Origin of the sequence: Streptomyces sp. NPDC006872 (assembly GCF_040635845.1) — a bacterium.
Lineage (GTDB): Bacteria > Actinomycetota > Actinomycetes > Streptomycetales > Streptomycetaceae > Streptomyces.
The window spans coordinates 65,962-90,701 of record NZ_JBEYIL010000028.1 but is presented as its reverse complement, the minus strand read 5'-3'; the positions used below and the strand labels follow the sequence as shown (position 1 = coordinate 90,701).

Sequence of the window (24,740 nt, the reverse complement as noted above, 5' to 3'; positions counted from 1 at the left end):
GGGGTCCTACCTTTCAAGGGTGGTCCTTTCCGGATGGGGTACGGCACGCGGGGCGGCCTTCAGCGGGTCGGTGACGCGGGTGCAGCGCACCCAGCCGGTGGCCTCGGCCGCGCCGGGGTGCGGGATCTCGACGGGCCGGGTGGCCGCGGCGCTCGGGTCGAGGCCGTGGGCCGCGGCGAAGTCGTCGTCGTAGACCGTGCCGAGGTAGCGGTGCGGGCCGTCGGGGAAGACGGTGGCGACGACCGCGCCGGGATGGACGCGGGCGGCCCAGGCGGCGACCAGGGCGGCGGCTCCTGTGCTCCAGCCGCCGCTGACGAAGCTGCCGCGGGCCAGGCGGCGGCAGCTGTCCACGGCCTCGGCCGGGCCGACCCAGTGCACCTCGTCGAAGGCGTCGTGGACGACGTTGCGCGGGTGGATGCTGCTGCCCAGGCCGCGCATCAGCCGCGGCCGCGCGGGCTGCCCGAAGATCGTCGAGCCGGTCGAGTCGACACCGATCAGCCGCAGTGCGGGCCAGCGCCGCCGCAGCGGTCCGATGATCCCCGCACTGTGCCCGCCGGTGCCTACGCTGCACACCAGGATGTCCAGATGGTCGAGCCGGTCGACGAGTTCGGCGGCCAAAGAGGCGTAACCGGCGCTGTTGTCGGGGTTGTTGTACTGGTCCGGCCAGTACGCGTCGGGCAGCACGGCGAGCAGCTCCCGCAGCCGGCCCAGCCGCGCCGCCTGCCAGCCGCCCCGGGCCGCCGGGCGGTCCACGATCTCCAGCCGCACCCCGTGGGCGCGCAGCAACTGCCGCATGGACGGCTCCAGTTCACTGTCGCCGACCAGCACGACGGGATGGCCGAGGGCCTGGCCCGCGAAGGCGAGCCCGAGGCCGAGCGTGCCCGAGGTGGACTCCACCACCGGTGCGCCGGGCTGCAGTTCGCCGCGCTCACGGGCGCCCAGCAGCATCGACACGGCCGCCCGCGCCTTCATGCCGCCCGCCGAGAGTCCTTCGAGCTTGGCCCAGAAGCCGGGATGCGGGCCGGACAGGTCGGTCGTGATGCGGACCAGGGGTGTGCGGCCGAGGAGGGTGAGCAGTTCCGGGCGTTCCGGGCCGGCGAGGGGGCGTACGGCCGCCGTGGTCATCGTTCGTCCTCCGGACAGGGGCCGCCGTAGCGGTGCATGGTGCTGGGACCGCCGTCGAGCCAGAAGAAGGGATACGGCTCTGCGCACACCGCGCTCACCCCGTGGCCGAGGAAGCGGGGCAGTACGGCGCTGCCGGTCTGGGCGAACATCACCAGCTGCTTGCCGTGCGCCAGCGCGTGCCGCCGCAGCGGCTCGAAGGTGCCGTTGCCGAGCGTCATCCCGGACACCAGCAGGGCATCGCAGCGCCCGGCCTCGGCGAGCGCGTCGGTCACGACCGCCTCACCCCACTCGGTCAGCCCGCCCTTCAGGTCACCGGGCACATAGCCCAGCCCACGCGAACGCAGCTCCTCCAGGAGGGAGTTGACGACACCCACCACGAGCACGGTCGCGCCCGGCGGCAGCGCGAGCAGCGCGACGACGGCCTTCGCCCGGGCCCGGGACCTCTCCAGCGACGTCCCGGCGGGCAGCGGGACGGACCGCGCCCCGTTCTGCGGAGCGTGCGGAGCGACGTGCATCAGATAGGCGTCCAGCGCGGCCACGCGCACCGGCAGCAGCGGATGCTCCAGCAGGTGCGCCACGTTCGCGCCCACACACTCCTCGACCGCACGGTCGGGCAGAGTCCCGGGCTCGACCGCGCACGAGCCGACGGCTGCGGCGAGCCGCAGGCTGAGGACCTCGTTGCGGTAGCCGGTGCCGCGCCCGTCGTGCCGTACCGCCTGCCGCGTCGTGAAGGCCACCGCGATCCGCTGCGTGGCGGGATCCGGACCCAGCTCACCGGCGCGGACGCCTGCCAGGAGCTCGTCGTACGTGGCGAATGGCGTGCGGGCCATGCCGGTGACGGCGGTCATCGGATCACCAACCCGGAGCGCAGTTCACCGAGCAGGACCTCGACGTGGTCGCGGGCGCCCAGCCCCTCGGCGTCACCTGCCATGACGTGCCCGAGGTACTCGTTGTTGCTGCCCGCCGCCTCCACCTGCTTGCCCGGCGCGGCGAGCTGCACCTCCAACACGCCTGGCACGTCCCGGAGTTCGCCGCCGTCCAGCGACTCGAGCGTGCCCGAGGTCGTCGGTACGAGGAAGCCGATGGCCGCGCTGCGCAGCCCGGTGTCGCTGCGCCGCAGATCGGGCTCGCGGCCGAGGGACACCTCCACGAAGGCCGCGGCCAGGTCGATGCCGGTCACCTGCCGGACCAGCTCGGTGATGCGGTTCCCGGCGGGCCGCGGGTTGACCTCGACCACGCGCGGACCGGCCGAGGTCAGCTTGATCTCGGTGTGCGCCACCACGCCCTCGGTCAGGGCGAGGGCCTTGAGCGCGGCGAGGGCGGTCTGTTCGGCGGCCTCGGCGTCGGCGGCCGACAGGGCGGCCGGGAACATGTGCCCGGTCTCGATGAACGCGGGCGCCCCGCCGATGCTCTTGTCGGTCACGCCCACCACCTGGACCGCGCCCGCGTGCGACACCGTCTCGACGCTCACCTCGGGGCCGTCCAGCAGTTCCTCCAGCAGGACGGCGGGCTCCCGGCGCTGTCCGCGGGCGTTGACCGTGAGGCCGGCCAGCACCCGTACGGCGGCGGCGAGTTGCTCCTCGTCGTCCACACGCCGCACGTGCATGCCCGCGCACAGGTCGACCGGCTTGACGACCAGCGGGTAGCCGATCTCCCGCGCCGCCCGGGCGAGGTCGGCCCACTCCTCGTGCACGGCGAAGCGCGGCCCGGGGACTCCCGCGTCGGCGAGGACACGGCGGGTGGAGTCCTTGCGGCAGGCGTCGCCGACCGCCTCCGGGGTCGGGCCCGGCAGGCCCAGGCGCCCGGCGATCCGCGCCACGGTCGGCAGGTAGTAGTCGCAGGAAGTGATCACGCCGTCGAAGCGCAGCGCCTCGTGCAGCCTCTCGATCTGCGGCAGCAGGGCGGCTGTGTCGTTGGTGTCGGCGGTGATCAGGTTGCGGGCGCCGAGCAGTGGGTGTGCCGCCCCCTCGGGGGCCGAGCGGAGGTAGTGGTGCAGGTCGCGGGTGAGGAACGTGAACTCGTGTCCGCCCTCCCGGATCGCCCTTGGCAGCAGTCTGCTCATCGACCCGACCCAGCTCTCGACCATCAGCAGATGAGCCACAACTCCCCTTTTCGTGCGAGCGGTTCAGACGTCAAGGCAGCCCGGAGAACCCTCGGGTGGGAGGGAGCGGGCTTTGCGCACCGCACACGCTATCGATAATCATTTTCATTTACTAGCCCCTTACTGAACCGCCGGAAGACAGACCAACCCCCGTGCTCCGCGCGGCGACCGCCCGCTCGAGGACCGAACGGGCGGTCGCCGCCGTGGTCGCGGACCTCGACCTCGTACTCCGGGGCCGGCCGGCAGTGCGCGGCCGTCCTATCCCTGCCGCGCCTCCGCCTGCGGACTGTGCGAAGCCGGCGCCGCATCAGGGTGTTGGGGCTCCGGGCGTTCGATGCTCACCTTGGTCAGTTTCCGGGCGAGTGGTGCGGGGAGCCACCAGGCCCATCTGCTGAGCAACTGCATGACGGCCGGGACGATGAGGCAGCGGATGACCGCGGCGTCGAGCAGGATGGCCACCGCCCGGCCGAGCCCGAACCGCTGGAGCATCCGGTCGGAGGCCGAAGGCGATGGCGAAGATCAGCGCGGAGATGAACGCTTCGATCGGGCCAGGCTGCGCTCCGAACCAGCCGTGCTGGAACACCGATGTGATCACTCCCAGTGCGGCAGAGATCGACAGCAGGTTCAACACGGCAGCCTTGACCGGGATCCAGATGGAGCGGAAGACCAACAGCAGCAGGAGCGAGGAGAGCCCGACGACGACGGCGACGAACAGCGGCAGCCGGTCGGCAAGGGTTTCGGAGACGTCCTGGGACGCGGCGGTGGCACCGCCGACCAGGACGTCCGCTCCGGTCTCCTGCTCCAGCCTGGGGGCGACAACGTCGCGCAGGTGATGCACGAGGTCGACCGTGCCCTCGGCCTGCGGCGACGTGGTCGGATAGACGAACACCGTGGACAGGGCGCCGTCCTCGGAGGGCATCGCCGGGCCGGCCTCGGCGACGCCCTCCGTCGCCGACAGTGTGGCCCGGACGGTCTCCCCGGCGGCCCTGTCGCCCTTGACCAGCACGATCAGCGGGCCGTTGAAGCCCGGGCGGCGCTGCACGACTCGGGCCATGGCACGCCGGCCGTTGAACTCGCGGCCGTTCGGGTTCTGCGCGGTGCGCTCGTCACGGCGCAGGCGCACGTCGAGGAGCGCGCCTACGCGACCGGCCTGGCACAAGGAGGCTTCGGCACAGGCTTAGGTTGCGTGTCGTGCGGTGGCCATCCGCCCCGGAGCGTGGTTGTTTATTGCTTCCTATCCGACCTCCTTGCTCACCGCGGCCCGGCCCGCCTGGACGGGGCGCGTTCCGCCGTTCTTCGCCGCCCCTCCCAGCGGCGGCTCGGCGAGGCGCTCCCTGGCATGCCGAGGCTGACGGGGCGAAGCTCATCACCGTCAACTCCCGGCAGGGCGCGGCATCCTCAAGGCGAGGGCCGCGAACATCCCCTCCACAAAAAGGCCCGACTGAGTACTAGAGCGATTAAGTCTTCCGTTGTAACCTCCCTGCTATATCGATTTAGCTTCCAGCTTGCAGGTCGGTCCGCCTGTGAGCGGATCAGGCCATTCGAGACACGGGTGCGTCGCGCACCGAGCCGGCCGTCGGCCGACAAAGGTGCCCCGTGCGTCTCGACCAACCCCAACCCGATCTCCGTTTGTCCATCCCAGGGCGAGTCGGTTGCGTAGCGAGTCGCGCTACTAGATCGATTTAGTAACCTCGGGATGAACGACCCCGACAGGAGCCGCACATGGCAGTCCCCAGTCTTCAGGACGGCATCGACAAGGCCGGTTCGCCCATCGGCCTGTTGTGGAAGCCGAACGCCGAGCCGTGGACCCCCGAGGTGGTCGAGCGGGAGTATGCCGGCTGGCGCCGGGAGCAGGCCGCGTGGCACGAGGGCGTAGCGCTCCTCAACCTCTCGCACCACATGTACGACATGTGGATCGAGGGCCCAGACGCCACCAGGGCGCTGGCCGAGTACGGCGCGAACAACTTCGAGAAGTTCGCGATCGGCCAGGCCAAGCAGTACGTGCCCGTCACCCGGGACGGCCATATCGTCACCGACGGCATCCTCGCCCGCCACGCCGAGAACAAGTACCTCCTCAGCGGGATTCCGGCCGCCCAGCACTGGGTGCAGTACCACGCCGAGAAGGCGGGCTACGACGTCGGCTTCGTCACCGACGCGTCCTCCGCGTTCCGCCCGGGCGGCGCAGACCCGAAGCTGTTCCGCTACCAGATCCAGGGCCCGCTGGCGCTGGAGCTGATCGAGAAGGTGTTCGGCGGCCCGCTGCCGCAGACCAAGTTCTTCCACGCCACCCCGGTCACCCTGGACGGCCGTTCCTTCGAGGCCCTGCGACACGGCATGGCCGGGCAGGCCGGCTACGAGTTCATCGGCCCCTGGGAGCACGCAGCCCACGTCCACGAGGCGTTCCTCGAGGCCGGCGAGCCGCTCGGCCTCGTCCAGGTCGGCGCGCTCGCCTACGCCACCCCGAGCGTGGAGAGCGGCTGGGTCCCCTCCCCGGTCCCCGGCATCTACACCGACCCCGAGCTGGCCGGGTACCGCGCCTGGCTGCCGCTCTTCGGCATCGAGGGCAAGCGCCCGCTCAACGGCAGCTTCTTCTCGGAGAGCATCGAGGACTACTACGTCTCCCCGTACGAACTGGGCTACGGCAAGCTGATCCACTTCGGGCACGACTTCCACGGCCGCGACGCCCTGCTCAAGGCCAGGGACGAACTCCACCGCACCAAGGTCACCCTCGTCTTCGACCCGGACGACGTGCGACGGGTCGTCGGCGGGGGAGAGGACCCCGGCTTCGTCCTCACCTACGCCCGCCACCGCGTCGAGACCTCCGCGGGAATGATCGGCACGACCATGCAGACCGCCTCGATCGACCCGGTCGGCACGGTCCTGGCCCAGTCCCTGGTCGACCCCGCCCACGCCGTGCCCGGCACTGAGGTGAGCGTGGTCTGGGGCGAGCACCCCGGCTTCGGCACCGACCCCGAGGCCGACCTCGGGTTCCCGCGCATTCGCGCCACCGTTCAGCCCAGCCCCTACGACCGGCACGCCCGCACCGAGTACCGCCGCGACGCGTAGTGCGGGCTCCGGCCGGCCGGGGGCAGCGATGCGGGGTCCGGCCGGCGCCGCCCGGACCCCGCCCGGCTCGCCTCGCCCCACCGGGCCGGGAGTCCGCGGACGGCGACCGGGCCTCACGCCTCACATTTCCCTATCGACAAGGAGCACAAGGAGCACGATGAATCCCCTCAGCACAGCCCCGTCGGCGGTGAGTACATCGCTGCTGGACGACTTCTCCCTCGAGATGACGGGCAAGGACGTACCCAAGCTGGAGGAGGCCCGGGACTCGATACCGCAGGGCACCCGCATCAACGTCACCTTCCTCGGCAACGAGAACCTGAACATGCGCCTGGAGGCCTCCCGGGCGGTGAAGCGCCTCGGCTTCGTGCCGGTGCCGCACCTCTCCGCCCGCCGCCTCGGCTCGCAGGCCGAGTTCGAGGAGTTCCTCGCCGCGCTCCGGGCCGACGACGCCTGCGACAACGTCTTCACCGTAGGCGGCGACCCCGCCCGCCCGCAGGGGCCCTACGAGGACTCCCTCGCCCTGATCGAGTCGGGCCTGCTCCAGGAGTACGGCGTCCGCCAGGTCGGCATCAGCGGCTATCCGGAGGGCCACCCGGCCATCTCCGGGGACGCGCTGTGGACGGCTCTGCGGAACAAGAGCGCGGCCCTCGCCGCTCAGGAGCTGGACGGCGCCGTCATCACCCAGTTCGGTTTCGACGTCGACCCGGTACTCGCCTGGATCGAACGGGTCCGCGACCACGGCATCGTGCTCCCGGTACGCATCGGAGTCCCCGGCCCGGCCGGTGTGCGGCGTCTGATGTCGTACGCCGCCCGGTTCGGCGTCGGCACCAGCGCGTCCATCGCCAAGAAGTACGGCCTGTCGATCACCAATCTGATGGGGACCGCAGGCCCCGACAGGTTCCTGCGTGCGCTGGCGGAGGGCTACGACCGGGGTCGTCACGGCGAGATCAAGATCCACTTCTACACCTTCGGCGGTCTGCAGGCCACATCCGAGTGGATCGCCCAGTTCCGGAAGGACAACCTCGTATGACCGTCACGCAGGCCGCTGCCGCCGCCACGTCCAAGAACCGTGGGGGAGTGGGGCACCAGGCGTCGCTGATCGTCCAGGGCGCCGACGCCACGGGCATCGTGGCGGCCGTGACGTCCGTCCTCGGCCGGCACGGCGCCAACATCGTGTCCCTCGACCAGTACTCCGACGACCCGCAGGGCGGCGCCTTCTTCCAGCGCACCGTCTTCGGCCTCGACGGGCTGCAGGCCGCAACTCCCGCCCTGCGCGCCGACTTCGACAAGGGCCTGGTGACGAAGTACGGGCTCACCTACACCCTGCGCGACCTGTCCGTGCCGAAGCGGGTCGCGATCTTCGCCTCGAAGTCCGATCACTGTCTGCTCGACCTGCTCTGGCGACACCGCCAGGGGCAACTCCCGGTCTCCGTCGCCATGGTGATCTCCAACCACCCCGACACCGCGGAGGAGGTGCGCGGTTTCGGCATCCCCTTCTTCCACGTCCCCTCCATGGGAGCGGACAAGTCGGCAGCCGAGGCCGAACACCTGCGCCTGCTCAAGGACAACGTCGACTTCGTCGTCCTCGCCCGCTACATGCAGATCCTGTCCGGCGGGTTCATCGAACAGGTCGGCGTCCCGATCATCAACATCCACCACTCCTTCCTGCCCGCCTTCATCGGCGCCGGCCCCTACGCCAAGGCCAAGGAACGAGGAGTGAAGCTGGTGGGCGCCACCGCCCACTACGTCACCGAGGACCTCGACGAGGGTCCGATCATCGAACAGGACGTCGTGCGGGTCAGCCACGCCGACACCGCCGCCGACCTCACCCGCCGGGGCGCGGACGTGGAACGCGCCGTCCTCTCCCGCGCGGTGCTGTGGCACGCCGAGGACCGGGTCATCCGCAACGGCAAGCACACCATCGTCTTCGCCTGAGCCACGTATCACCCCACTCGCCCCGACAGGGAGACCCGCCCGGGACAGGGACCGGGTGAGTCGTTCACCAGCAGAAGGCGGTCCACCACCATGACAACCATGATCGACGGAGCGCAGCTCGCCCGGAGCATCCGGGCCCGGGTCGCCGAACGGGTCGCCGAGGCCACGGGCACCGGACGTGTGCCCGGCCTGGCGACCATCCTGGTCGGCGACGACCCGGCCGGCGCGGTCTACGTCGCCGCCAAACGGCGCGCCGTCCGCGAAGCCGGCATGCGCGACTTCCACCGCCGCCTCCCGCAGCAGGCCACCCAGAGCGAAGTCGCCGCCGTCATCGACGAGTTGGCGGCCGACCCGGATGTCTCCGGCATCCTCCTCCAACTCCCGCTGCCGGCACAGCTTGACGCCGCATCGCTGATCGACCGGATCCCCGCCGCCAAGGACGTCGACGGGCTGACCACGGCCAGCGCCGGCCGACTCGCCCGCGGCGAGCGCGGATTGCGGCCCTGCACACCGAGCGGCGTCATCGAACTCCTGGACGCCGAAGGCATCGAACTCCGGGGAGCGCGCGTCGCCGTCGTCGGCTGGGGTGAGCTCGTCGGCCGTCCGCTGGCGCAACTGCTGCTGCGGCGCGGCGCGACGGTCACGGTCGCCCACGAGTTCACCGACGACCTCGCCGCGGTCACCCGCCCCGCCGACATCGTCGTGGTCGCCACCGGAGTGCGCGGTCTCATCGGCCCCGAGCACGTCAAGCCCGGCGCCACCGTCATCGACGTCGGCATCCACCGCACCCCCACCGGCCTGACCGGCGACGTCCGCGCAGCCGAACTCGACGGCATCGCCGGCCGCCTCACCCCCGTGCCCGGCGGCGTGGGCCCGATGACCATCGCCATGCTCCTGGTCAACACCCTCCAGGCGGCGGAGTGGAGCGCCACGCCGTACACCGTGCCCGCCTAGAGCACGTCAGCCGATGGCTTGAACGAGCCAGTTCCGTAGACTGGCGCATGGTACGGCTTAATCGTTCTAGAAGTCGTTCCAGAAGTGGGACGGCCGTTTCGGCGAGGCCGACGCGTGAGCGGGTGCGCCTGATCCGATGGAGAGGGAGTGGGTCGGCATGAGCCGTTCGGGCCGGGTGACGTTGAGCGACGTGGCCAAGGCGTCCGGGGTGTCGCGGGCGACGGTGAGCTTCGTGCTGAACGACGACCCACGGCAGACGATCTCCGCCGCCACCCGCGAGCGGGTGATGGAGGCCGCCCAGGACCTGGGGTACGTCCCGCACGGCATCGCCCGCGCCCTGCGCGAGGGTTCCTCGCGCATCGTCGTGCTCAATGTCGACCGGGGCATGGAGGGCAACTTCTCCCGGAGCTACGTCCGGGGCCTGGACGAGGAACTCGCCGAGCACGACCACATTCTCCTCGTCCGGCACGGACATGCGATTCCGGAGGCCACACAGAAGGTCCTGGACACCATCGTGCCGCGGGCGGTGCTGCGGCTCGGCGAGGTCTATCTGGCGGGTCACGCGCCGGACGAGCGGGACTGGGAGAACGGGTTCGCCGCCAACGCCGCGTTGCAGATCGGCTATCTCGCGGAGCAGGGGCACGCCCGTATTGCGATGGCCCTGCCCGACCACGAGTTCCCGCTGACCGCGGCCCGCCTCGGCTTCGCCCAGGAGGCGGCCCGGCGGCTCGGAATCCCGCCCCTGGAGCGGTTCGTCGTGCCGGGGCCCAGGGAGGTCGGCGCGGTCGCCGTCGAGACGTTCCTGACCGCGCACCCCGAGGTCACGGCCCTCGCGGCGTTCGACGACGACATCGCGCTGCGCAGCCTCACGGCCCTGCGTGACCTGGGACGACGGGTGCCCGAGGACATGGCCGTGATCGGCTTCGACGAGATCGAGCACGGCTCCCTGTTCACCCCCGCGCTCACCACCGTCCATATCGACGCCGAGGTCCTCGGACGGATCGCGGCCCGCAACGCCCTCGGCATCGACATCGGGGCTCTCGCGCCTGTGCCTGGGTGGATCGTCGTACGCGCGTCGGCCTGAGCGGCGCAGCCCCGCACGACGGCGGAGCTCGGGCAAGCCGTGCGTTGCGACGGTGCGGTTCCGCATTGCGTGCAGAGTGCGGCGCGAACGGGGGCAGGTGCCCACTCCACGGCGTGGGTATCCTCGGCCACACCCAGGTAAATCGATCTAGTGATCCCTTTGGTGAGCACGTGGGGAACGGGCCGCAGACAGAGCGGGAGCGTGGCATGGATGGCATGGCGCGGCAGCGCAACACGTATGAAGCGGTACTCAGGCTGCGGGAGGCACGGTTCGTGGCGGAGCGTCCGCCGTTGTTCAGTCCCGCGGTCGCGGCCCAGGACGAGGCCAACGAGCGGGGCGCCTTCGGTCACTTCGCGCAGACGCTGCTGCCGCTGGAGTATTCGGGCTGGGTCGACGAAAGCGCCGCCCATGTCCGTTCCTGCTACATCGGAGACTGGACCGCGCTGCACAAGGTGAGCATCCGGGGACGCCAGGCCCTGGAATTCCTCGGCAGGCTGGGTATGAGGGACCTCGCCCGCTTCGAGACGGGGCAGATCAAACACCATGTGCAGCTCGACGAGAACGGCTGGGTCGCCTCCGAGGGCGTGCTGTGCCGAGTCGGCATCGAGGAGTTCGTCTACACGGCCGGAAGCTGCGACTGGCTCCTGTGGCAGCTCGCGGAGGGCGGTTGGGACGCGGAGGCGATCGACATCAGCCCGGATGTGTTCATCTTCGGCGTCCAGGGACCCGCGTCCCTGGACGTGTTGGAGAGGCTCACCGGAGACGGTCTGAGCGACATCGGCTTCAGCCGCAGCAGGATGTCGCGGGTCGGCGGGATCCCGGTGCGTGTGTTGCGGACCGGTATCTCGGGTGAGCTGGGATACGAACTGCACGGACCGGCCGAGCACGCCGAGGAGATCTGGTCCGCGGTCGTGACAAGCGGGCAGGACGTCGGCATTCGTCAACTGGGCCTGCGGTCACAGCCCGTGCAGCACATCGAGGCCGGCATCGCCACCAACGGGCTCGACTATCTCCCCGCTTCGATCCTCACACCGGGCGCGCCCCGGCAGTTCCGCAGGGGCACGCCCGGTGGCAGCTTCGTTCCGCGCAACGGTGTGACCGACTACTTCCGCAAGCCGGGCGAACTCGGCTGGGGGTTCCGCAAGGGCATACCCGAACGTGACTTCCTCGGCCGTGACGCCCTGGCCCGCGATGCCGCGAGCGGAACCCCGGGACGCGTGCTGGTCGGCCTGCGGTGGAACGCGCAGGACGTCGGCGGCGTCCTGACGTCGTTGCTGGGTGACGACGAAGCGCCCGACCAGATGGAACTCCCCCGCGTGGCAGGTCCCAGCTTCGACCAGGTTCTGGCGTCCGGCGATGCGGTGGGAGTGTCCACCGGCCGCACGCTGAGCGTGATCCGGCGAGCGACGATCTCCCTCTGCGTGATCGATCCCGCGTACGCGACCCCCGGCACCGAGGTGACCGTCCTGTGGGGGAGGCCCGGAACACCGCAGCGGGAGATCCGGGCCACCGTGTCCGCTCTGCCCTTCAAGACGGACAACCGCCGAACCGACGTCACCAAGCCCTGACGGATGAGCAGTGACCCGCACGTTCCGCCCACCGTCCCACCCCACTCGACGGCCAGGCCGCCGACCTCCTCTACGTCGGTACAGGTTCGCGCTGGTCCCGGACTACGTCGCGAACCAGGCGCGCTGTCAACCTTGCGGGGCGCAACTTCAGGGTGCGCGGCGGAAGCTGTGAGTCCGGGTGACACCGCTTGTTTCACTTCTTGAAACGGCGACAGCATGAGGCGACTCAACCGAAGGCGGGACGGACGCCGAGCCGTGCACCTGGAGTGTCCGTTCCCCGTTCCGACAGGGAGCCCCTGTGAGCTTGCGAGACGTCCCCCACCCCGACCACGACGACGACCGCGACACCGAGGGCATCGGCCGCCGCCGTTTACTCGGGAGCGCGGTCGGCGCTGCGGCCGGCACCGCGCTGTTGGGCGGTCTGACGGCCGGGCCCGCGTCGGCTGCCTCCCGTGTCGCCGTCGATCGTCCGGTGCGTACGCGGTCCGGCCTGGTGACCGGTGTCCCGGCCGCCCTCGACGGCGTCACCGTCTACAAGGGCATCCCCTTTGCGGCCTCCACCGCGGGTGAGAACCGCTGGCGTGCCCCGCAGCCCGCACCGTCCTGGAAGGGCGTCCGCGCGGCCGACACCTGGGGCGCCGCCTGCCCCCAGCCGGTCACGGGCATAGCCGCCGACAAGGTGCCGCCGCTGAGCGAGGACTGTCTGAACCTCAACATCTGGACGGGCGCGGCCGGTTCGAGCGAGCGCCGCCCGGTGTTCGTGTGGATCTACGGCGGCCGCAACTCCGCGATGTGGGCCTCGCAGCCGGTGTACGACGGCGCCAACCTGGCCGCGAAGGGCGCGGTCGTCGTGACGTACAACCACCGTGTCGGCGCCTTCGGCAACCTCGCCCACCCCGAGCTGAGCGCCGAGGGCGGACACGGCGGCTCGGGGAACTGGGGCGTACTGGACACGGTGGCGGCGCTGCAGTGGATCCGGGACAACATCGCCGCGTTCGGCGGTGACCCGGACCGGGTGACCATCGCCGGCTGGTCGCACGGCTCGTCCTTCGTGAACATCCTGATGATCTCCCGACTGGCCCGGGGCCTGTACCACCGGGCGCTGCTGGCGGCCGGGGTGCAGTACACCAAGGACCCGGCCCTCGGGCGGGTGGCGGGCGGCTACGACACGCTGCCGGTGGCCGAGGCCAACGGCACCGCGTTCGGCGACTACATGGGCGCCTCCTCGCTGGCCGGCCTGCGGGCGCTGACCGCGGACCAGATCGTGTCGAAGGTCTACGCGCCCGGCGCGCCGGCCGTCGGCACCGACTTCGGCAACGTCCTGGACGGTTACGTCCTGCCGACCACCTACACCGCCGCCATGGAGTCCGGCGCCGAGGTCGACGTGCCCGTCCTCACCGGCAACAACAAGGACGAGAACGGCGCTTCGGTGACGCTCGTGATGACGGTCGCCCAGTACCAGGCATACGCCACGACCACCTTCGGCGACCGGGCGGCGGAGTTCCTGGCGCTCTACCCGGCGAGCACCGACACCGAGGCGGCCGCGCAGTACAACAACTTGGCGCGCGACGAAGAACGCGTCTCCACCTTCCTGTGGGGCACCCAGTTCCGCAACACCGCCGGCAACCGCAGCCCCGTCTACAACTACTGGTGGACCCACGCCCCGCCCGGCTCCGACACCACCAACCCGATCGAGCCCGCGAACGGTGCCGGCGCGTACCACGGAGCCGAGAAGTACTACCTCTTCGGCAACCTCTACGGCACCGACCGTCCCTGGACCGCGGCCGACTACGCGATGGCGGACACCACTTCCTCGTACGTCGCGAACTTCGCGGCCACCGGCAACCCCAACGGCCGCTCCCTGCCCGCCTGGCCCGCCCTGCGTACGACGAAGCCGCTCTCCATGGAACTCGGCGACCGCTTCACCCCCCTCCCGGCGGCCGACAGCGACGCCAAGTACGCCTTCCTCAAGGACTATCTGGAGTCCCGGACGACGGCATATTGACCCTGAGGGCACAAGGACGGCGGCGGCCGCGCGCCAGGAGGACATGACCGCTGCCGCTGCCGCCGCCGCGGCGATCTGCCATGGACCTCTAGGGCAGCCTGATCGGCCGGAGTTCCTCGAAGCGGTCGCCCGGTCCGGGATTGCCCGCCGTGGTCTTCCCGCCCAACTGGGTCAGCACACCCCACACCGCGTTCAGGCCCGTCGTGACGGCGCCCTCGGCCCAGCCGCCCGTCCACGACACGTCGTCCCCGGCGAGGTAGATGCCGCGGTGGGCCGGGTCGAAGCCGTCCTGCATGAAGTGGGTGTAGAGGCGCTCCTGGTAGCGGTAGTGACCGGGCAGGTTGTCGCTGAAGGCACCCATGAAGTTCGGGTCGTCCTCCCACGAGATCGTGACGGGATCGCCGATGATGTGCGAGGCGATGTCGACGTTCGGGTAGATCTGCTTGAGGGAGTGCAGCATCAGGCGTACGCGTTCCTCGACGTCCAGCGGCAGCCACTTCAGCGCGTCGTCGTTCCAGGTGTACGACAGGCAGATCAGCGCGGGCTGGTCCGGGCCGTTGTCCAGCAGGTACGTGCCGCGGGTCAGCCGGTCCGTCAGCGTCGTGCTCATCACGTGCTGCCCGGTCTCGGGATCGACGTCCTTCCAGAAGGGGCGGTCGACCACCACGAACGTCTTCGAGGACTGCATGTAGTGGGTGCGCTCGATCGCCGTCCACAACGGGTGGCTGAACAGCGATTCGTCGGTGTCGATGCGGGCCGACAGCAGCCAGGACTGGCAGGTGGCGATGACCGCCGGGTAGGCCGACGTCCGGCCCCACCGGTCGGTGACCTCGATGCGGTCGCCGGGCCCGTCGGCGCGCCGGATCCGCTTGACCGCGCCGCGGGGCGCACCCCCGTGCAGGGAGGCCAGGCTGGTGCCGGCCGGCCAGTGCGCGAGCCCCTCGGGGGCGTGCTGCCACAGGCGTTGGGGCAGGAGCTGCGCGCCGCCGAGGATGCGCTGCTGGTCGTCCTCGGCGTTGACGTACACCACCCGCAGGATCTCGAGCATCGAGTCGGGGAAGTTGGTGTCCCAGCCGCCGGTGCCGAACCCGACGAGCCCGAAGGCCTCCCGGTACTCGAACGGCAGCGACGAGAAGGCCTTCGACGTGGCCAGGTAGTGGGAGAACGACACGTCGTCGAAGAGCGGGACCAGTTCGTTCCAGAGCTTCTTGACCGTGGCGTAGTCGCGGTCCGCGATGGCCTGCTGCATGGCGCCGAAGTGGGCGCGCTCCTCCAGGCAGTCCCGCCACGCGGCGCCCACGTCGTGGAACATCTGCGGCAGGTCGGCGGTGGACTCCGCGTAGTGCCGGCGGCCCGCTGTCTCGATCACGGTGCTGTCGGAGGCCGCGGTGAGCGGGTTGGGGAACGGCTTGGTGTCGAGGCCGAGCAGGTCGACGTAGTGGAAGAACGCCCGCGCCGAGCGGGGGAACCGCATTCCGCCGAGGTCGGCGACGGGGTGGTCGGTGCCGGGCTGGCGGGCGCCGCGCAGTCTGCCGCCGAGCTGGGCGGACTCGTACACGACCGGCTTCAGGCCCAGCTTCATCAGCTCGTACGCGGCGACGAGTCCGGACATGCCGGCGCCGATGACGGCGACTTCCCTGCCGTGCTGCTCGGCCGGGAGCGAGCCCAGGCCGTCGGGGTGGGCCAGGTACTCGTCGTAGGGGAAGGGGAAGTCGGGGATCAGCATGCTGACCCCGTGCGAAGGCGTGTTCACGTGATGTCCTGAAGGGCTCGTGCCGGGGTGTGATCCGGCGCGGGTCATATGAGCGAGGAGAGGGAGGAGGAGAGGTAGTCGGTGTCGCGGCGGGCGTCGAGCAGGGTGCGGCGGTCCATGTCGGCCACCACCAGCTCCTCGTCGCTCTCGCCGGCGGCGACGCGCCGCCCGTAGGGGTCGCTGAGGCAGCTCAGCCCCGCGAAGCCGGGTCTGGCGTGGTTGGCGTACGCGATGAAGAGCTGGCTCTCCAACGCCCGCGTGGGGACCACCATGGCGGGCACGAGACGCGTGTCGAACGGCGCCGGCCGCCCGTCCGCGGGCGGGCGCAGCGGCACGGCGGTGGGCACGCACAGCAGCTCGGCGCCGGATCGCGCCACCGCACGGGTGAACTCGGGGAACTCCACGTCGAAGCAGAGGCCGAGCGCGACGCGCACGCCGTGCAGGGGGACGACCCGGGGCCGCTCCCCGCCGGGCGTGAACACCGCGTGCTCCGCCGGGCCGAACAGATGCGCCTTGTGATACCTGGTCAGTTCCAGTCCGTCGCCGTCGAAGAGCGACGCGCTGACGAAACGTTCGCCGTGCCGGCGGTCGACGGTCGAGGCGACCAGCGCCAGCCCGGCCGCCCGCGCGATGCCCGCGAGCGACCGCCGCTGCTCGTGGCCGTCGTCGTCGGCGACGGCCACGGGGTCGTAGCCGCTGACGAACAGCTCCGGTGTCACCAGGAGTTGCACACCACGCGACCGGGCGGTGTGCGCCGCCTTCTCCAGGGCCGCGAGGTTGTGGTGCGGGTCTCCGACGACCCCGGTGGCCTGCAGGATTCCCACCCGCAGGCGCGCAGGCTCAGCGGGTGTCATCGAGAGCGCCATCGCACAGCCGCCGTACGACCTCGGTGAGCACGTCGACTCCGGCGCACAGGTCGGCGTCGCTGGTGTACTCGCCCTCGTTGTGGCTGACGCCCTCGACGCTCGGCACGAACAGCATCACCGTCGGGACGACGTCGTTCATGTTGACGGAGTCGTGTCCGGCCAGCGTGTGGACGGGCCGGCTGGTGAACCCGAGGCCGTCGGCGCACTCGCGTGCCAGGTCGACACCGGCGGCCGGGTACGGCCGGACGCCCCAGGCGTGCGCACCGCGCACCTCGATACGGACGTCGACCTCGTCCTCGATCAGCTTGATGCCGTTCTCCAGAAGCTGCTTGGCCTCCGCGAGGACCTCCTCGTCCGCCGAGCGCAGGTCCATGGTCAGGTCGACCCTGCGGGCGACGACGACGGGGGAGTTGGGCAGGACCGTGAACTGGCCCACTGAGGTGTGCAGGACGCCGGCGGGGTAACGGTCGGCCAGCTCGCGCAGCAGCACCACCAGACGGGAGGCCCCGAGTACTGCGTCCCGGCGGTCGGCGATGACGGTGGACCCGGTGTGCGCCTGCTCGCCGTGCACGGTGACGGTGAACTTCTCCGCCGCCCAGCAGGAGTGGACGAGCCCGATCGTGGTGCCGGAGTCCTCCAGGGAACGGCCCTGCTCGATGTGGATCTCGGCGCACGCGGCGGGCACCGGACCGCTTCCGGTACCGGTGTGCCCGATGGCGGTGAGCGCCTGCGCGACCGTCACGCCGTCCGGATCCCGGGTGGCCAGAGCGTCCGAGGCCGTCATCTTCCCGGTGTAGACGGAGCTGCCCATCATGGACGGGGCGAACCGCGACCCCTCCTCGTTGAACCAGTCCACCATGGCCAGGTTGTACTTCGGCGGGTGCCCGGGGGCGTGGTCCGAGGCGAGCCGCCGTCCGGCGTGCAGCGCCGCCGCGACGCCGTAGGCCCCGTCGAACTTGCCGGCCAGGGGCTGGCTGTCCAGGTGGGAGCCGACCAGGACGTACGGCGCTCCCGGGTTCCACTCCAGCAGCCCGAAGACGTTGCCGATCGCGTCGACCTCCACCGCGAACCCGTACTGGCTCAGCAGGGCGGTGAACCACGCCCGCGACTGGGCGTCGGCGGTGGTCGCGGCCTGGCGGTCGACACCGCCGCCCGGCGTCTCGCCGATCCGGCTCAGCGAGCGGAAGTCCCGCAGGAACAGATCGGAGTCGGTGGCGCCGTTCACCGTGGCGCGGGCAGTGGTTCGCTCAGTGGCCATGAGGGAGTTCTCCTCGGAAGCAGACGGGACGGGACGCGAGACGTGTGACGTCACGGGGTGGTAGTGCCGGTCTCGGATCCGGCGGGCCGGCGGTCGGCCGCGAGGGCGAGGACCCGGCCGCGCACCCCGAACCAGCCGACGACGAGCGTGGGGACGATGACGAGCAGTGTCCCGACGGTGAACGTCCCCACGGGGTAGTCGAACAGCATCAGGACGAGGACCCCGAACAGGAACAGCAGCGTCAGGTACGAGGTCCAGGGGGCGCCGAAGAGACGGAACGCGGGGCGGCTCACCCTGCCCTGCTGTGACCAGCGGTACAGCCGCAGCTGACACAGCACGACGGTCGCCCAGGTACAGAGGATCGCCAGGGCGGTCGCGTTGATGGCGATCTCGAAAGCCCGCTCCGGGACGAGGGCGTTGAGGCCGACGCCGAGCAGGGCCAGGACGGAGGTGAACAGGACGCCCCCGTAGGGCACCCCCTGACGGCTGAGGTTGCCCATGAACCGGGGAGCGGTCCCGGAGCGGGACATCGAGCGGTAGATGCGGCCGGTCGAGTACAGGCCGGCGTTGAGGCTGGACAGCGCCGCCGTGAGCACCACCAGGTTCATCGCACCGCCCGCGCCGGGCAGGCCGATGCTGTTGAAGAAGGTCACGAACGGCGATTCCCCGGCCCGGTAGGAGTCGTACGGCAGCAGCAGGGCGAGCAGGGTCGTGGAGCCGACGTAGAACACGGCGATGCGCCAGATGACGGCGTTGACCGCGCGCGGCATCACCTTGGCGGGGTTCTCGGCCTCCCCCGCCGCGACGCCGATCAGGTCGATGCCGGCATAGGCGAAGACGACGCCCTGCACGATGATCACCGCGGGCAGGAGCCCGTTCGGCAGGATGCCTCCGTTGTCGGTCACCGTGGAGAGTCCGGCGTCGTGCCCGTCGACCGGGAACCCGGCGGCGAGGATCACGGCCCCGGTCACGAGGAAGACGACGATCGCGGCGACCTTGACGAGGGCGAACCAGAACTCGAGCTCGCCGAAGAAGCGGACGGACACAAGGTTCGCGCAGGTCACGACGAGCAGCGCGGTGAGCGCCAGAAGCCACTGGGGGACGCTGCGCAGCGCCGACCAGTAATGGAAGTACGTGGCGACCGCGGTGATGTCGACGATCGCGGTGAGTGCCCAGGAAATCGAATACACCCACCCGGACACGAAGGCGGCCTTTTCCCCGAAGAACTCACGAGCATACGAGACGAAAGACCCCGAGTTCGGGCGGTGCAGCACCAGTTCGCCGAGTGCACGGAGAATGAAGAAGGCGAAGATTCCGCAGAAAGCATAGACGATCGCCAGCGCCGGACCGGCCGACGCCAGTCGACCTCCGGCACCCAGAAAGAGGCCGGTGCCAATGGCGCCTCCGATGCCGATCATCTGGATCTGCCGGTTGGAAAGCCGCTGCTGGTAGCCCGACGGGTCGCCGCTGGAGCCAGCGGGACGCGTGGGCTGCGTGTCCGTTTCGACAGCCACGAGCTCCTCCTTTTCTCGGCACCGGGCGGTGCGCATCGGAAGAGTGTCAGCGGCCGTTGGCATGGACAATGAAAAATTGCACCGTGCGCGGTGCCAAAAATTTGGCCTCTGCACAAGGGAGGCCGGACGATTTCCGCCGAGGGCCACCGCTACGTAACATCACGGGGCCGAGTGGCATGTCGCACCGGCGGAAAGGAGACGCGCGTGTTCGACCACGACACGGAGCGATGGGACGATGTCGTCGAGCGGACGCGCGGTCGACTGGACGCGATGGTCGAGCAGTTCCTGGCCCGGACCATGGCGGACCCCGCGTACGCCGACTCCGCCCTGACGGCGGAGGATCTGCGCCGGGCAAGCGTCCAGTCCTTCACGGCCATCCTCGACAGCCTGCGCTCGGACGGCACCGCGGATGTGCTGATCTCCATGGCCGACTCGATCGGCACCCGGCGCGCCCGGCAGGCCGTGCCCCTGGACAGCCTGCTGCGTGCCGTCAGGCTGGACTTCACCGTGCTGTGGGACAACCTGGCGGACCCTGCCTGCGGCGCCGATCCGGCCCTGCTGGTGCGCAACGCCGGACGCGTGTGGGCCACGGTGGACGCGTTCGCGGCCCATGTGCAGGAGCACTACCTCGCGGAACAGGTGGCGATCGAACAGGCTGACGCCGACCTCCGACGACAGTATCTGTCCCAGCTGTTCGCACCGACCCGGCCGACCGGGGCCGCGCTGGACCGCATCGCCGGAGCTCTCCGCATTCCCAGGACGGGACATTTCTGTGTGGCGGCCACATCCAGGGACGACGGGGTCACCGTCCGCAGAAGACTGCGGGCCCTCACCCGCCGGGACGACAGCTTCCTCACCTACGACATGGGACACCACACGCTTTTCATCTGGCCGACCGCGCAGACCGCCCTGGCCGGGCTCCCGCCCACGGCGAGGGAGTTGTTCGCCGACATGGCGGTCGCCGTCGCGCCGGTGGCACGAGGACTCGTCCGGGTCCGGGAGGCGGCCGCGGCGGCCCGGGAGATCATGACCGACCTGCCGATGGACAGCACGGGTGTCGCGACGCTGTCCGACCGCTGGAGATCCGTGACGCGACATCTGCTGGCGGACGTCGGCTGTGAACTCGGGCAGATCGTCTTCCCGTATCTGGAGAAATGCACGGAGCTGGAAAGGACGAAGATCCTGGAAACGGTCCGAAAATACCTCGAAACGGGCAGCCTCGGGGACACCGGTCGTGCTCTGAACTGCCACCGCAACACCGTGCTCAACCGGCTGAACGCCTTCGAGAAATACACGGGGCTCGATGTCCAGCGGCCCTACGACGCGGCCGCCGTGATCATTTCCCTGGAATAGAGCCCGGGGCGTGGAGTCTCTTCGCCGGCCGCCGCCGGTGTTCCCGCTTCAGCACGGCTTGCGCCACACCCCGAGCTCCAGTCGCTTCTGCATCGACGACAGTTTCAGCCGCCGCGACTCGGCGCAGAAGCGGCCCGTCGGTACGGCGTACTCGACGTGGAACACCGCCTTGCCGGCCGTGATGAAGGGCGACAGGTGTGCGCACTCGTCGTACTGGGCGCACTCCTCGTTGACCGCGAAGTCGAAGTCGGACACGAGCTGGGGGATCTGCGGCAGGTCGTTCTTCAGACCCACGGACAGCCCGCGTTCGTGCGCGATCGACGCGATCATACGGTTGTAGCGAAGTTGGTCGGCGGCGGTGAGCGGGAAACCGGTGTCGTTGCTGTAGCCCTCCACCAGGTCCGGCTCCACCGCGTCGAAGCCTTTGTCGCGGCACATGTCGAAGCGACGCTCCATGATCGGCCGCAGCACGGAGAGCTTCCGGATGTCCAGCCAGAGTTCGCCCGCCCACCCGTTCTCCTCACCCAATACCGACCGGGGGAAGGCGGCCTTGTCGGGCCGGAAGTCCTCCCACGCGCCGACGTTGACGTAGCAGATGACCTTGCGGCCGTCGCGGTGCAGCCGGGCCACGTCCCCAGCCGTGTTCTCGAAGCCGTCGATGTCGTAGACGGGCACGTCCACCGACGGGTCCACCCTGCTGTCGAGCTGCCACTGCCAGGCCAGCCCGGGGCCGGGCTGCCAGCGGCCCTCTTCCGGCTCCGTGCCGGAACAGCCCGCCAACGCCAGGGCCAGTGCCAACAGGATCGCTCGTGCCGTGTACCTCATCGGTCCGTTCCGGTCAGTGCGGGCGTCAACTCGGCCCACGGATTGGGTAGTTCGCCGGTCACGGGGCCGCTGACGCCGGCGCCCCGCTCGCTCGCGGTGCGTACTGCGAGCGGCACCAGCGCCTCGGGCACGCCGTACACGAGGTGGCACAGCCGCTCGGGCGGAAGGCGCGTGGCCCACGACGGGCGGCTGAACACCGACACATACGTCGACCAGTGGCCCTCGAAAGTGACGGTCAGGTCGGCCAGCCGGGCGTAGCCGGGCGTCGGGTGCATCCCGGGGTTGAGGACCACCGTCCCTGCGCCCAGCTTGCGCAGCGTGTGCACCAGCCTCCGGCAGGCGGGCAGCGCGTGCGGCGTCGCCGTCACCCGGTCGAGGAAGCAGCCGTCGGCCGCGTACCACTCCTGGTGCCGGCGCATGTCCGCCGCGATCTCGGCCCGTTCGCGCACCCCGTAGTCGGTGTCGATGTAGCCGAGGAGCCGCGCGCCCGCCTCCCTGAGGGCCCCGGCCGCCGCGGTGAACGCGGGGTCGGGGTACTCGCCGGGCCCGTTCGCGGGGTTGAGGACCACGCCGTACGTGCGCCCGGCCGCCTGGATCAGTCGGTGCCAGGCCCCCGGATCCTCGGCCGGGTGCACATAGAGCGGAACCAGCAGGCTCACGGTGAGCCGTCGCCTTCCCACAGCGCGGCGAGTGCCTCGTCGAGGGTGTGGAGGGGGCGCCAGCCCAGGGCCTCCTCGGCGGCGCCGATGGCGGAGCACTGCCAGGACACCTCGCCCGAGCGGATCGAGCGTTCGCCCCCCGCGTTCTCTTCCGTACGGCCCCGGAAACCGGCCTTCTCCGCCAAGCCGTGCACCAGTTCGCGGACCTGGACGGCCCGGCCGGAGCCGATGTTCAGCACCGGTGGCAGCGGGCCGGGCGCGGTGACCGCGAGTTCGGTCGCCCGCGCCACATCGCGTACGTCCACGAAGTCGCGGTGGGCGGACAGGTCGCCGAGCCGCAGCACCGCCTCGGGACCGCGGCCGACGTCCCGCAGCAGCGCGGTCAGCCGACCCGGCAGCCCGGCGGGCGGTGCCCCGGGGCCCACCGGATTGCCCACCCGCAGCACCACCGCGTCCAGGCCGGACGAGGCCACCACGGCCGTGCCCGCCAGTTTGGTCGCCCCGTACGGGCCGGCCGGACGGGTTGCCGCGGACTCCGTCACCGGGATCCCCGGCTCGCCCGGCCCGTACTCGGCGGCCGAGCCCAGATGCACCAGCCGGGCCCCCGGGGCCGCCTCCCGCAGCGCGGCGCACAGCACCGCCGGACCGCGGGCGTTGACCTCGGCGAGCGTCAGGGCGTCGCCGCCGGTCGCGCCCGCGCAGTTGACCACCGCGTCGGGGGCGGCCGAGGCCAGGGTCTTCGCCAGTTCCTCCGGACGGACGGAGGCGAGGTCGACGCCGTGGTCCGCATCGGGGGAGCGGCCGGCGCAGAGGACCCGCGCGCCCGGCAGGGCGCGCAGCCGTTCGGCGACATGGGCTCCGAGATAGCCGGTGGAGCCCAGGACGAGAATGCGCATGTGGTACTCAGGCTCCCTTGAGGAGATGGGACTTGCGGGTGGTGAACTCGGCGTTGGCCCGGTCGTAGTCGTCGGGGCGCCCGATGTCGAGCCAGTAGCCTGCGAAGTCGTAGGCGTGCGGCTGGTTCTGATCCCTTATCAGGTCCAGGACCAGCTCGTCGAAGCCCAGGGGCAGCCCGGGGGTGTAGCCGTCCAGGGTGTCGCGGGACACCCCGTAGACGCCCATGGAGACGCGGTAGTCGATGCTCGGCTTCTCGGTGAAGGCGACCACCTTCGTCAGGTCGGTGGTCAGCACCCCGAAGTCGACGTGCACCTTGCGGGCGTACGTGGCGATGGTCAGCGGCGCCCCCGACTCCTCGTGCGTGCGCAGCATGTCCGCGTAGTCGAGGTCGGTCAGGACGTCCCCGTTCATCACCAGGAACGTCTCGGGCAGCTTCTCGCGCAGCGTGAGCAGCGGGCCCATGGTGCCCAACGGGCTGTCCTCGGTGGCGTAGTCGATGTCCATGCCCCACTGGGTGCCGTCGCCGACGTAGGCGCGGATGATCTCGCCGAGGTGACCGATGGCGATGGTGACGTGGGTGAAGCCGGCCGTGGCCAGCTGGCGCAGCACGATCTCCAGGATGGCGTGCTGGTCGCCGATGGGGACGAGCGGCTTGGGCAGCGCCGTGGTGTAGGGCCGCAGCCGGACACCCTTGCCTCCCGCCAGGATCACTGCATGCATGGGACTCCTCCTTCATGAGGTTCGTGAGGGCAGTGCCCGACGGTTCAGATGTTGTAGACGTCGGTCTTGTAGCGGGCCAGGTTGACCGGGTCGCGGAAGAACTCCACGGTGTGCGCGAGCCCTTCCTCCAGGGTGTGGGCGGGCTGCCAGCCGGTGGCGGCGGTGAGTCGGCTCGTGTCGGCGATCAGCCGCATCACCTCGGAGTTGGCGGGCCGGATGCGTGCGGTGTCCTCGCGTATGTCGAGCGCGGTGTCCATCACCTTGCCGATCAGCGCGACCAGGTCGCCGACCGAGATCTCCCCGCCGGTCCCGGCGTTGAAGGTGCGCCCCACCACCTGCCCGGCGGACGCGGTGCCGACGGCCAGGAACGCTTGCGCGGTGTCCTTGACGTAGGTGAAGTCACGGGTGGGGCGCAGGTCGCCGAGGGTGATCGTCCGTTCCCCGGCGGCCACTTGGCCGATGACGGTGGGGATGACGGCCCGCATCGACTGGCGCGGCCCGAAGGTGTTGAAGGGCCGCAGTGTCACCACGGGCGTCTCGAAGCTCGCGTAGTAGCTGTCGGCCAGCCGGTCCCCGCCGGCCTTCGAAGCGGCGTACGGGGACTGGGTGTTGATGGGGTGGTACTCGGTGATCGGCACGCTCTGCGCGGTCCCGTAGGTCTCGCTGGTCGAGGTGTGCACCAGCCGGGGCGTACCCAGCGCGCGCACCGTTTCCAGCACGTTGAGGGTGCCGGTGACATTGGTGTCGACGTAGCTGTGCGGCGCCTGGTACGAGTACGGGATCGCGATGAGCGCGGCCAAGTGGTAGGCGCAGTCGGCGCCTTCGAGAAGACCACGGACCGAGCCGGGATCCCGTACGTCACCGAGGACGATCTCCACCTGGTCGAGGACGTCCGGGTGCAGGGTCTCCAGCCAGCCGTAGGAGGAGAAGGAGTTGTACTGGGCCATGGCCCGGACCCGGTGCCCGGAGGCGACCAGCGCCTCGGTGAGGTGCGAGCCGATGAAGCCCTCGGCTCCGGTGACGGCGGCGAGTGGTGCGGAGGTCAACTCGGGTGTTC

General features: G+C 70.6%; 20 protein-coding genes and 1 pseudogene. 8 read left to right on the top strand and 13 right to left on the bottom strand.

What is annotated here, in order from left to right; all coding sequences use genetic code 11:
* Nucleotides 1-6: 6 nt before the first annotated feature.
* From ABZ725_RS48090 to ABZ725_RS48075, 4 genes and pseudogenes are all read right to left on the bottom strand, one after another.
* A complete protein-coding gene (locus tag ABZ725_RS48090) occupies nucleotides 7-1,125 on the bottom strand; it encodes a pyridoxal-phosphate dependent enzyme (protein ID WP_358808698.1) in 1,119 nt (372 codons plus the stop codon).
* A complete protein-coding gene (locus ABZ725_RS48085) occupies nucleotides 1,122-1,973 on the bottom strand; it encodes a hypothetical protein (protein WP_358808697.1) in 852 nt (283 codons plus the stop codon). Before ABZ725_RS48085 ends, ABZ725_RS48090 begins: the two co-directional genes overlap by 4 nt.
* Nucleotides 1,970-3,226 carry an ATP-grasp domain-containing protein gene (locus ABZ725_RS48080; protein ID WP_358808696.1) on the bottom strand — a complete coding sequence of 419 codons (1,257 nt, stop codon included), beginning with the start codon at nucleotides 3,224-3,226 and terminating at the stop codon, nucleotides 1,970-1,972. Before ABZ725_RS48080 ends, ABZ725_RS48085 begins: the two co-directional genes overlap by 4 nt.
* 258 nt (nucleotides 3,227-3,484) lie before the next feature.
* Nucleotides 3,485-4,256 (bottom strand): annotated as a pseudogene (locus tag ABZ725_RS48075) (MMPL family transporter); the annotation flags it as partial.
* Nucleotides 4,257-4,948: 692 nt separating this feature from the next.
* Here ABZ725_RS48075 and ABZ725_RS48070 point away from each other — a divergent pair.
* The 7 genes from ABZ725_RS48070 (at nucleotide 4,949) to ABZ725_RS48040 (ending at nucleotide 13,838) form a co-directional block, all read left to right on the top strand.
* Nucleotides 4,949-6,292: an aminomethyl transferase family protein gene (locus ABZ725_RS48070; RefSeq protein WP_358808695.1), complete on the top strand. Its 1,344-nt coding sequence runs from the start codon at nucleotides 4,949-4,951 to the stop codon at nucleotides 6,290-6,292.
* Nucleotides 6,293-6,449: 157 nt separating this feature from the next.
* A complete protein-coding gene (locus ABZ725_RS48065) occupies nucleotides 6,450-7,322 on the top strand; it encodes a methylenetetrahydrofolate reductase (protein WP_358808694.1) in 873 nt (290 codons plus the stop codon).
* Nucleotides 7,319-8,227: a formyltetrahydrofolate deformylase gene (gene purU / locus ABZ725_RS48060; protein WP_358808693.1), complete on the top strand. Its 909-nt coding sequence runs from the start codon at nucleotides 7,319-7,321 to the stop codon at nucleotides 8,225-8,227. Before ABZ725_RS48065 ends, purU begins: the two co-directional genes overlap by 4 nt.
* A gap of 99 nt (nucleotides 8,228-8,326) precedes the next feature.
* On the top strand, nucleotides 8,327-9,181 hold the full coding sequence (locus ABZ725_RS48055) for a bifunctional 5,10-methylenetetrahydrofolate dehydrogenase/5,10-methenyltetrahydrofolate cyclohydrolase (RefSeq protein WP_358808692.1): 855 nt from the start codon (nucleotides 8,327-8,329) through the stop codon (nucleotides 9,179-9,181).
* Nucleotides 9,182-9,338: 157 nt separating this feature from the next.
* On the top strand, nucleotides 9,339-10,265 hold the full coding sequence (locus tag ABZ725_RS48050; protein WP_358808691.1) for a LacI family DNA-binding transcriptional regulator: 927 nt from the start codon (nucleotides 9,339-9,341) through the stop codon (nucleotides 10,263-10,265).
* A gap of 206 nt (nucleotides 10,266-10,471) precedes the next feature.
* Complete coding sequence (locus ABZ725_RS48045; RefSeq protein ID WP_358808690.1) at nucleotides 10,472-11,833, top strand: aminomethyl transferase family protein; 1,362 nt, start codon at nucleotides 10,472-10,474, stop codon at nucleotides 11,831-11,833.
* Nucleotides 11,834-12,131: 298 nt separating this feature from the next.
* Nucleotides 12,132-13,838 (top strand): carboxylesterase family protein, encoded by a 1,707-nt coding sequence (locus ABZ725_RS48040; protein ID WP_358808689.1) that lies wholly within the window; start codon nucleotides 12,132-12,134, stop codon nucleotides 13,836-13,838.
* A gap of 88 nt (nucleotides 13,839-13,926) precedes the next feature.
* On the opposite strand, the gene ABZ725_RS48035 is transcribed toward ABZ725_RS48040, so the two are convergent.
* From ABZ725_RS48035 to ABZ725_RS48020, 4 genes are all read right to left on the bottom strand, one after another.
* A complete protein-coding gene (locus tag ABZ725_RS48035; protein WP_358808721.1) occupies nucleotides 13,927-15,564 on the bottom strand; it encodes an NAD(P)/FAD-dependent oxidoreductase in 1,638 nt (545 codons plus the stop codon).
* A 71-nt stretch (nucleotides 15,565-15,635) separates the two neighbouring features.
* The gene (locus ABZ725_RS48030) at nucleotides 15,636-16,445 is read right to left on the bottom strand and encodes a nitrilase-related carbon-nitrogen hydrolase (protein WP_358808688.1); all 810 of its coding nucleotides are present in this window, start codon (nucleotides 16,443-16,445) and stop codon (nucleotides 15,636-15,638) included.
* A complete protein-coding gene (locus ABZ725_RS48025) occupies nucleotides 16,432-17,715 on the bottom strand; it encodes a M20 family metallo-hydrolase (RefSeq protein WP_358808687.1) in 1,284 nt (427 codons plus the stop codon). The genes ABZ725_RS48030 and ABZ725_RS48025 overlap by 14 nt, the downstream gene beginning before the upstream one ends.
* Nucleotides 17,716-17,765: 50 nt before the next feature.
* On the bottom strand, nucleotides 17,766-19,229 hold the full coding sequence (locus ABZ725_RS48020; RefSeq protein WP_358808686.1) for an amino acid permease: 1,464 nt from the start codon (nucleotides 19,227-19,229) through the stop codon (nucleotides 17,766-17,768).
* A 204-nt stretch (nucleotides 19,230-19,433) separates the two neighbouring features.
* Here ABZ725_RS48020 and ABZ725_RS48015 point away from each other — a divergent pair, with 204 nt between their 5' ends.
* Complete coding sequence (locus ABZ725_RS48015; protein ID WP_358808685.1) at nucleotides 19,434-20,582, top strand: helix-turn-helix domain-containing protein; 1,149 nt, start codon at nucleotides 19,434-19,436, stop codon at nucleotides 20,580-20,582.
* Between the two features lie 48 nt (nucleotides 20,583-20,630).
* On the opposite strand, the gene ABZ725_RS48010 is transcribed toward ABZ725_RS48015, so the two are convergent.
* From ABZ725_RS48010 to ABZ725_RS47990, 5 genes are read right to left on the bottom strand one after another with little or no spacing between them, the layout of a single operon-like run.
* Nucleotides 20,631-21,407, bottom strand: coding sequence for an endo alpha-1,4 polygalactosaminidase (locus ABZ725_RS48010; protein ID WP_358808684.1), 777 nt, complete (start codon nucleotides 21,405-21,407; stop codon nucleotides 20,631-20,633).
* Nucleotides 21,404-22,066, bottom strand: a complete 663-nt coding sequence (locus ABZ725_RS48005) for a spherulation-specific family 4 protein (protein WP_358808683.1) — start codon at nucleotides 22,064-22,066, stop codon at nucleotides 21,404-21,406. The genes ABZ725_RS48010 and ABZ725_RS48005 overlap by 4 nt, the downstream gene beginning before the upstream one ends.
* Complete coding sequence (locus tag ABZ725_RS48000; RefSeq protein WP_358808682.1) at nucleotides 22,063-22,962, bottom strand: NAD-dependent epimerase/dehydratase family protein; 900 nt, start codon at nucleotides 22,960-22,962, stop codon at nucleotides 22,063-22,065. Before ABZ725_RS48000 ends, ABZ725_RS48005 begins: the two co-directional genes overlap by 4 nt.
* Before the next feature lie 7 nt (nucleotides 22,963-22,969).
* Nucleotides 22,970-23,683: a sugar phosphate nucleotidyltransferase gene (locus tag ABZ725_RS47995; protein WP_358808681.1), complete on the bottom strand. Its 714-nt coding sequence runs from the start codon at nucleotides 23,681-23,683 to the stop codon at nucleotides 22,970-22,972.
* A gap of 44 nt (nucleotides 23,684-23,727) precedes the next feature.
* On the bottom strand, nucleotides 23,728-24,729 hold the full coding sequence (locus ABZ725_RS47990; RefSeq protein WP_358808680.1) for a GDP-mannose 4,6-dehydratase: 1,002 nt from the start codon (nucleotides 24,727-24,729) through the stop codon (nucleotides 23,728-23,730).
* Nucleotides 24,730-24,740: the final 11 nt, after the last annotated feature.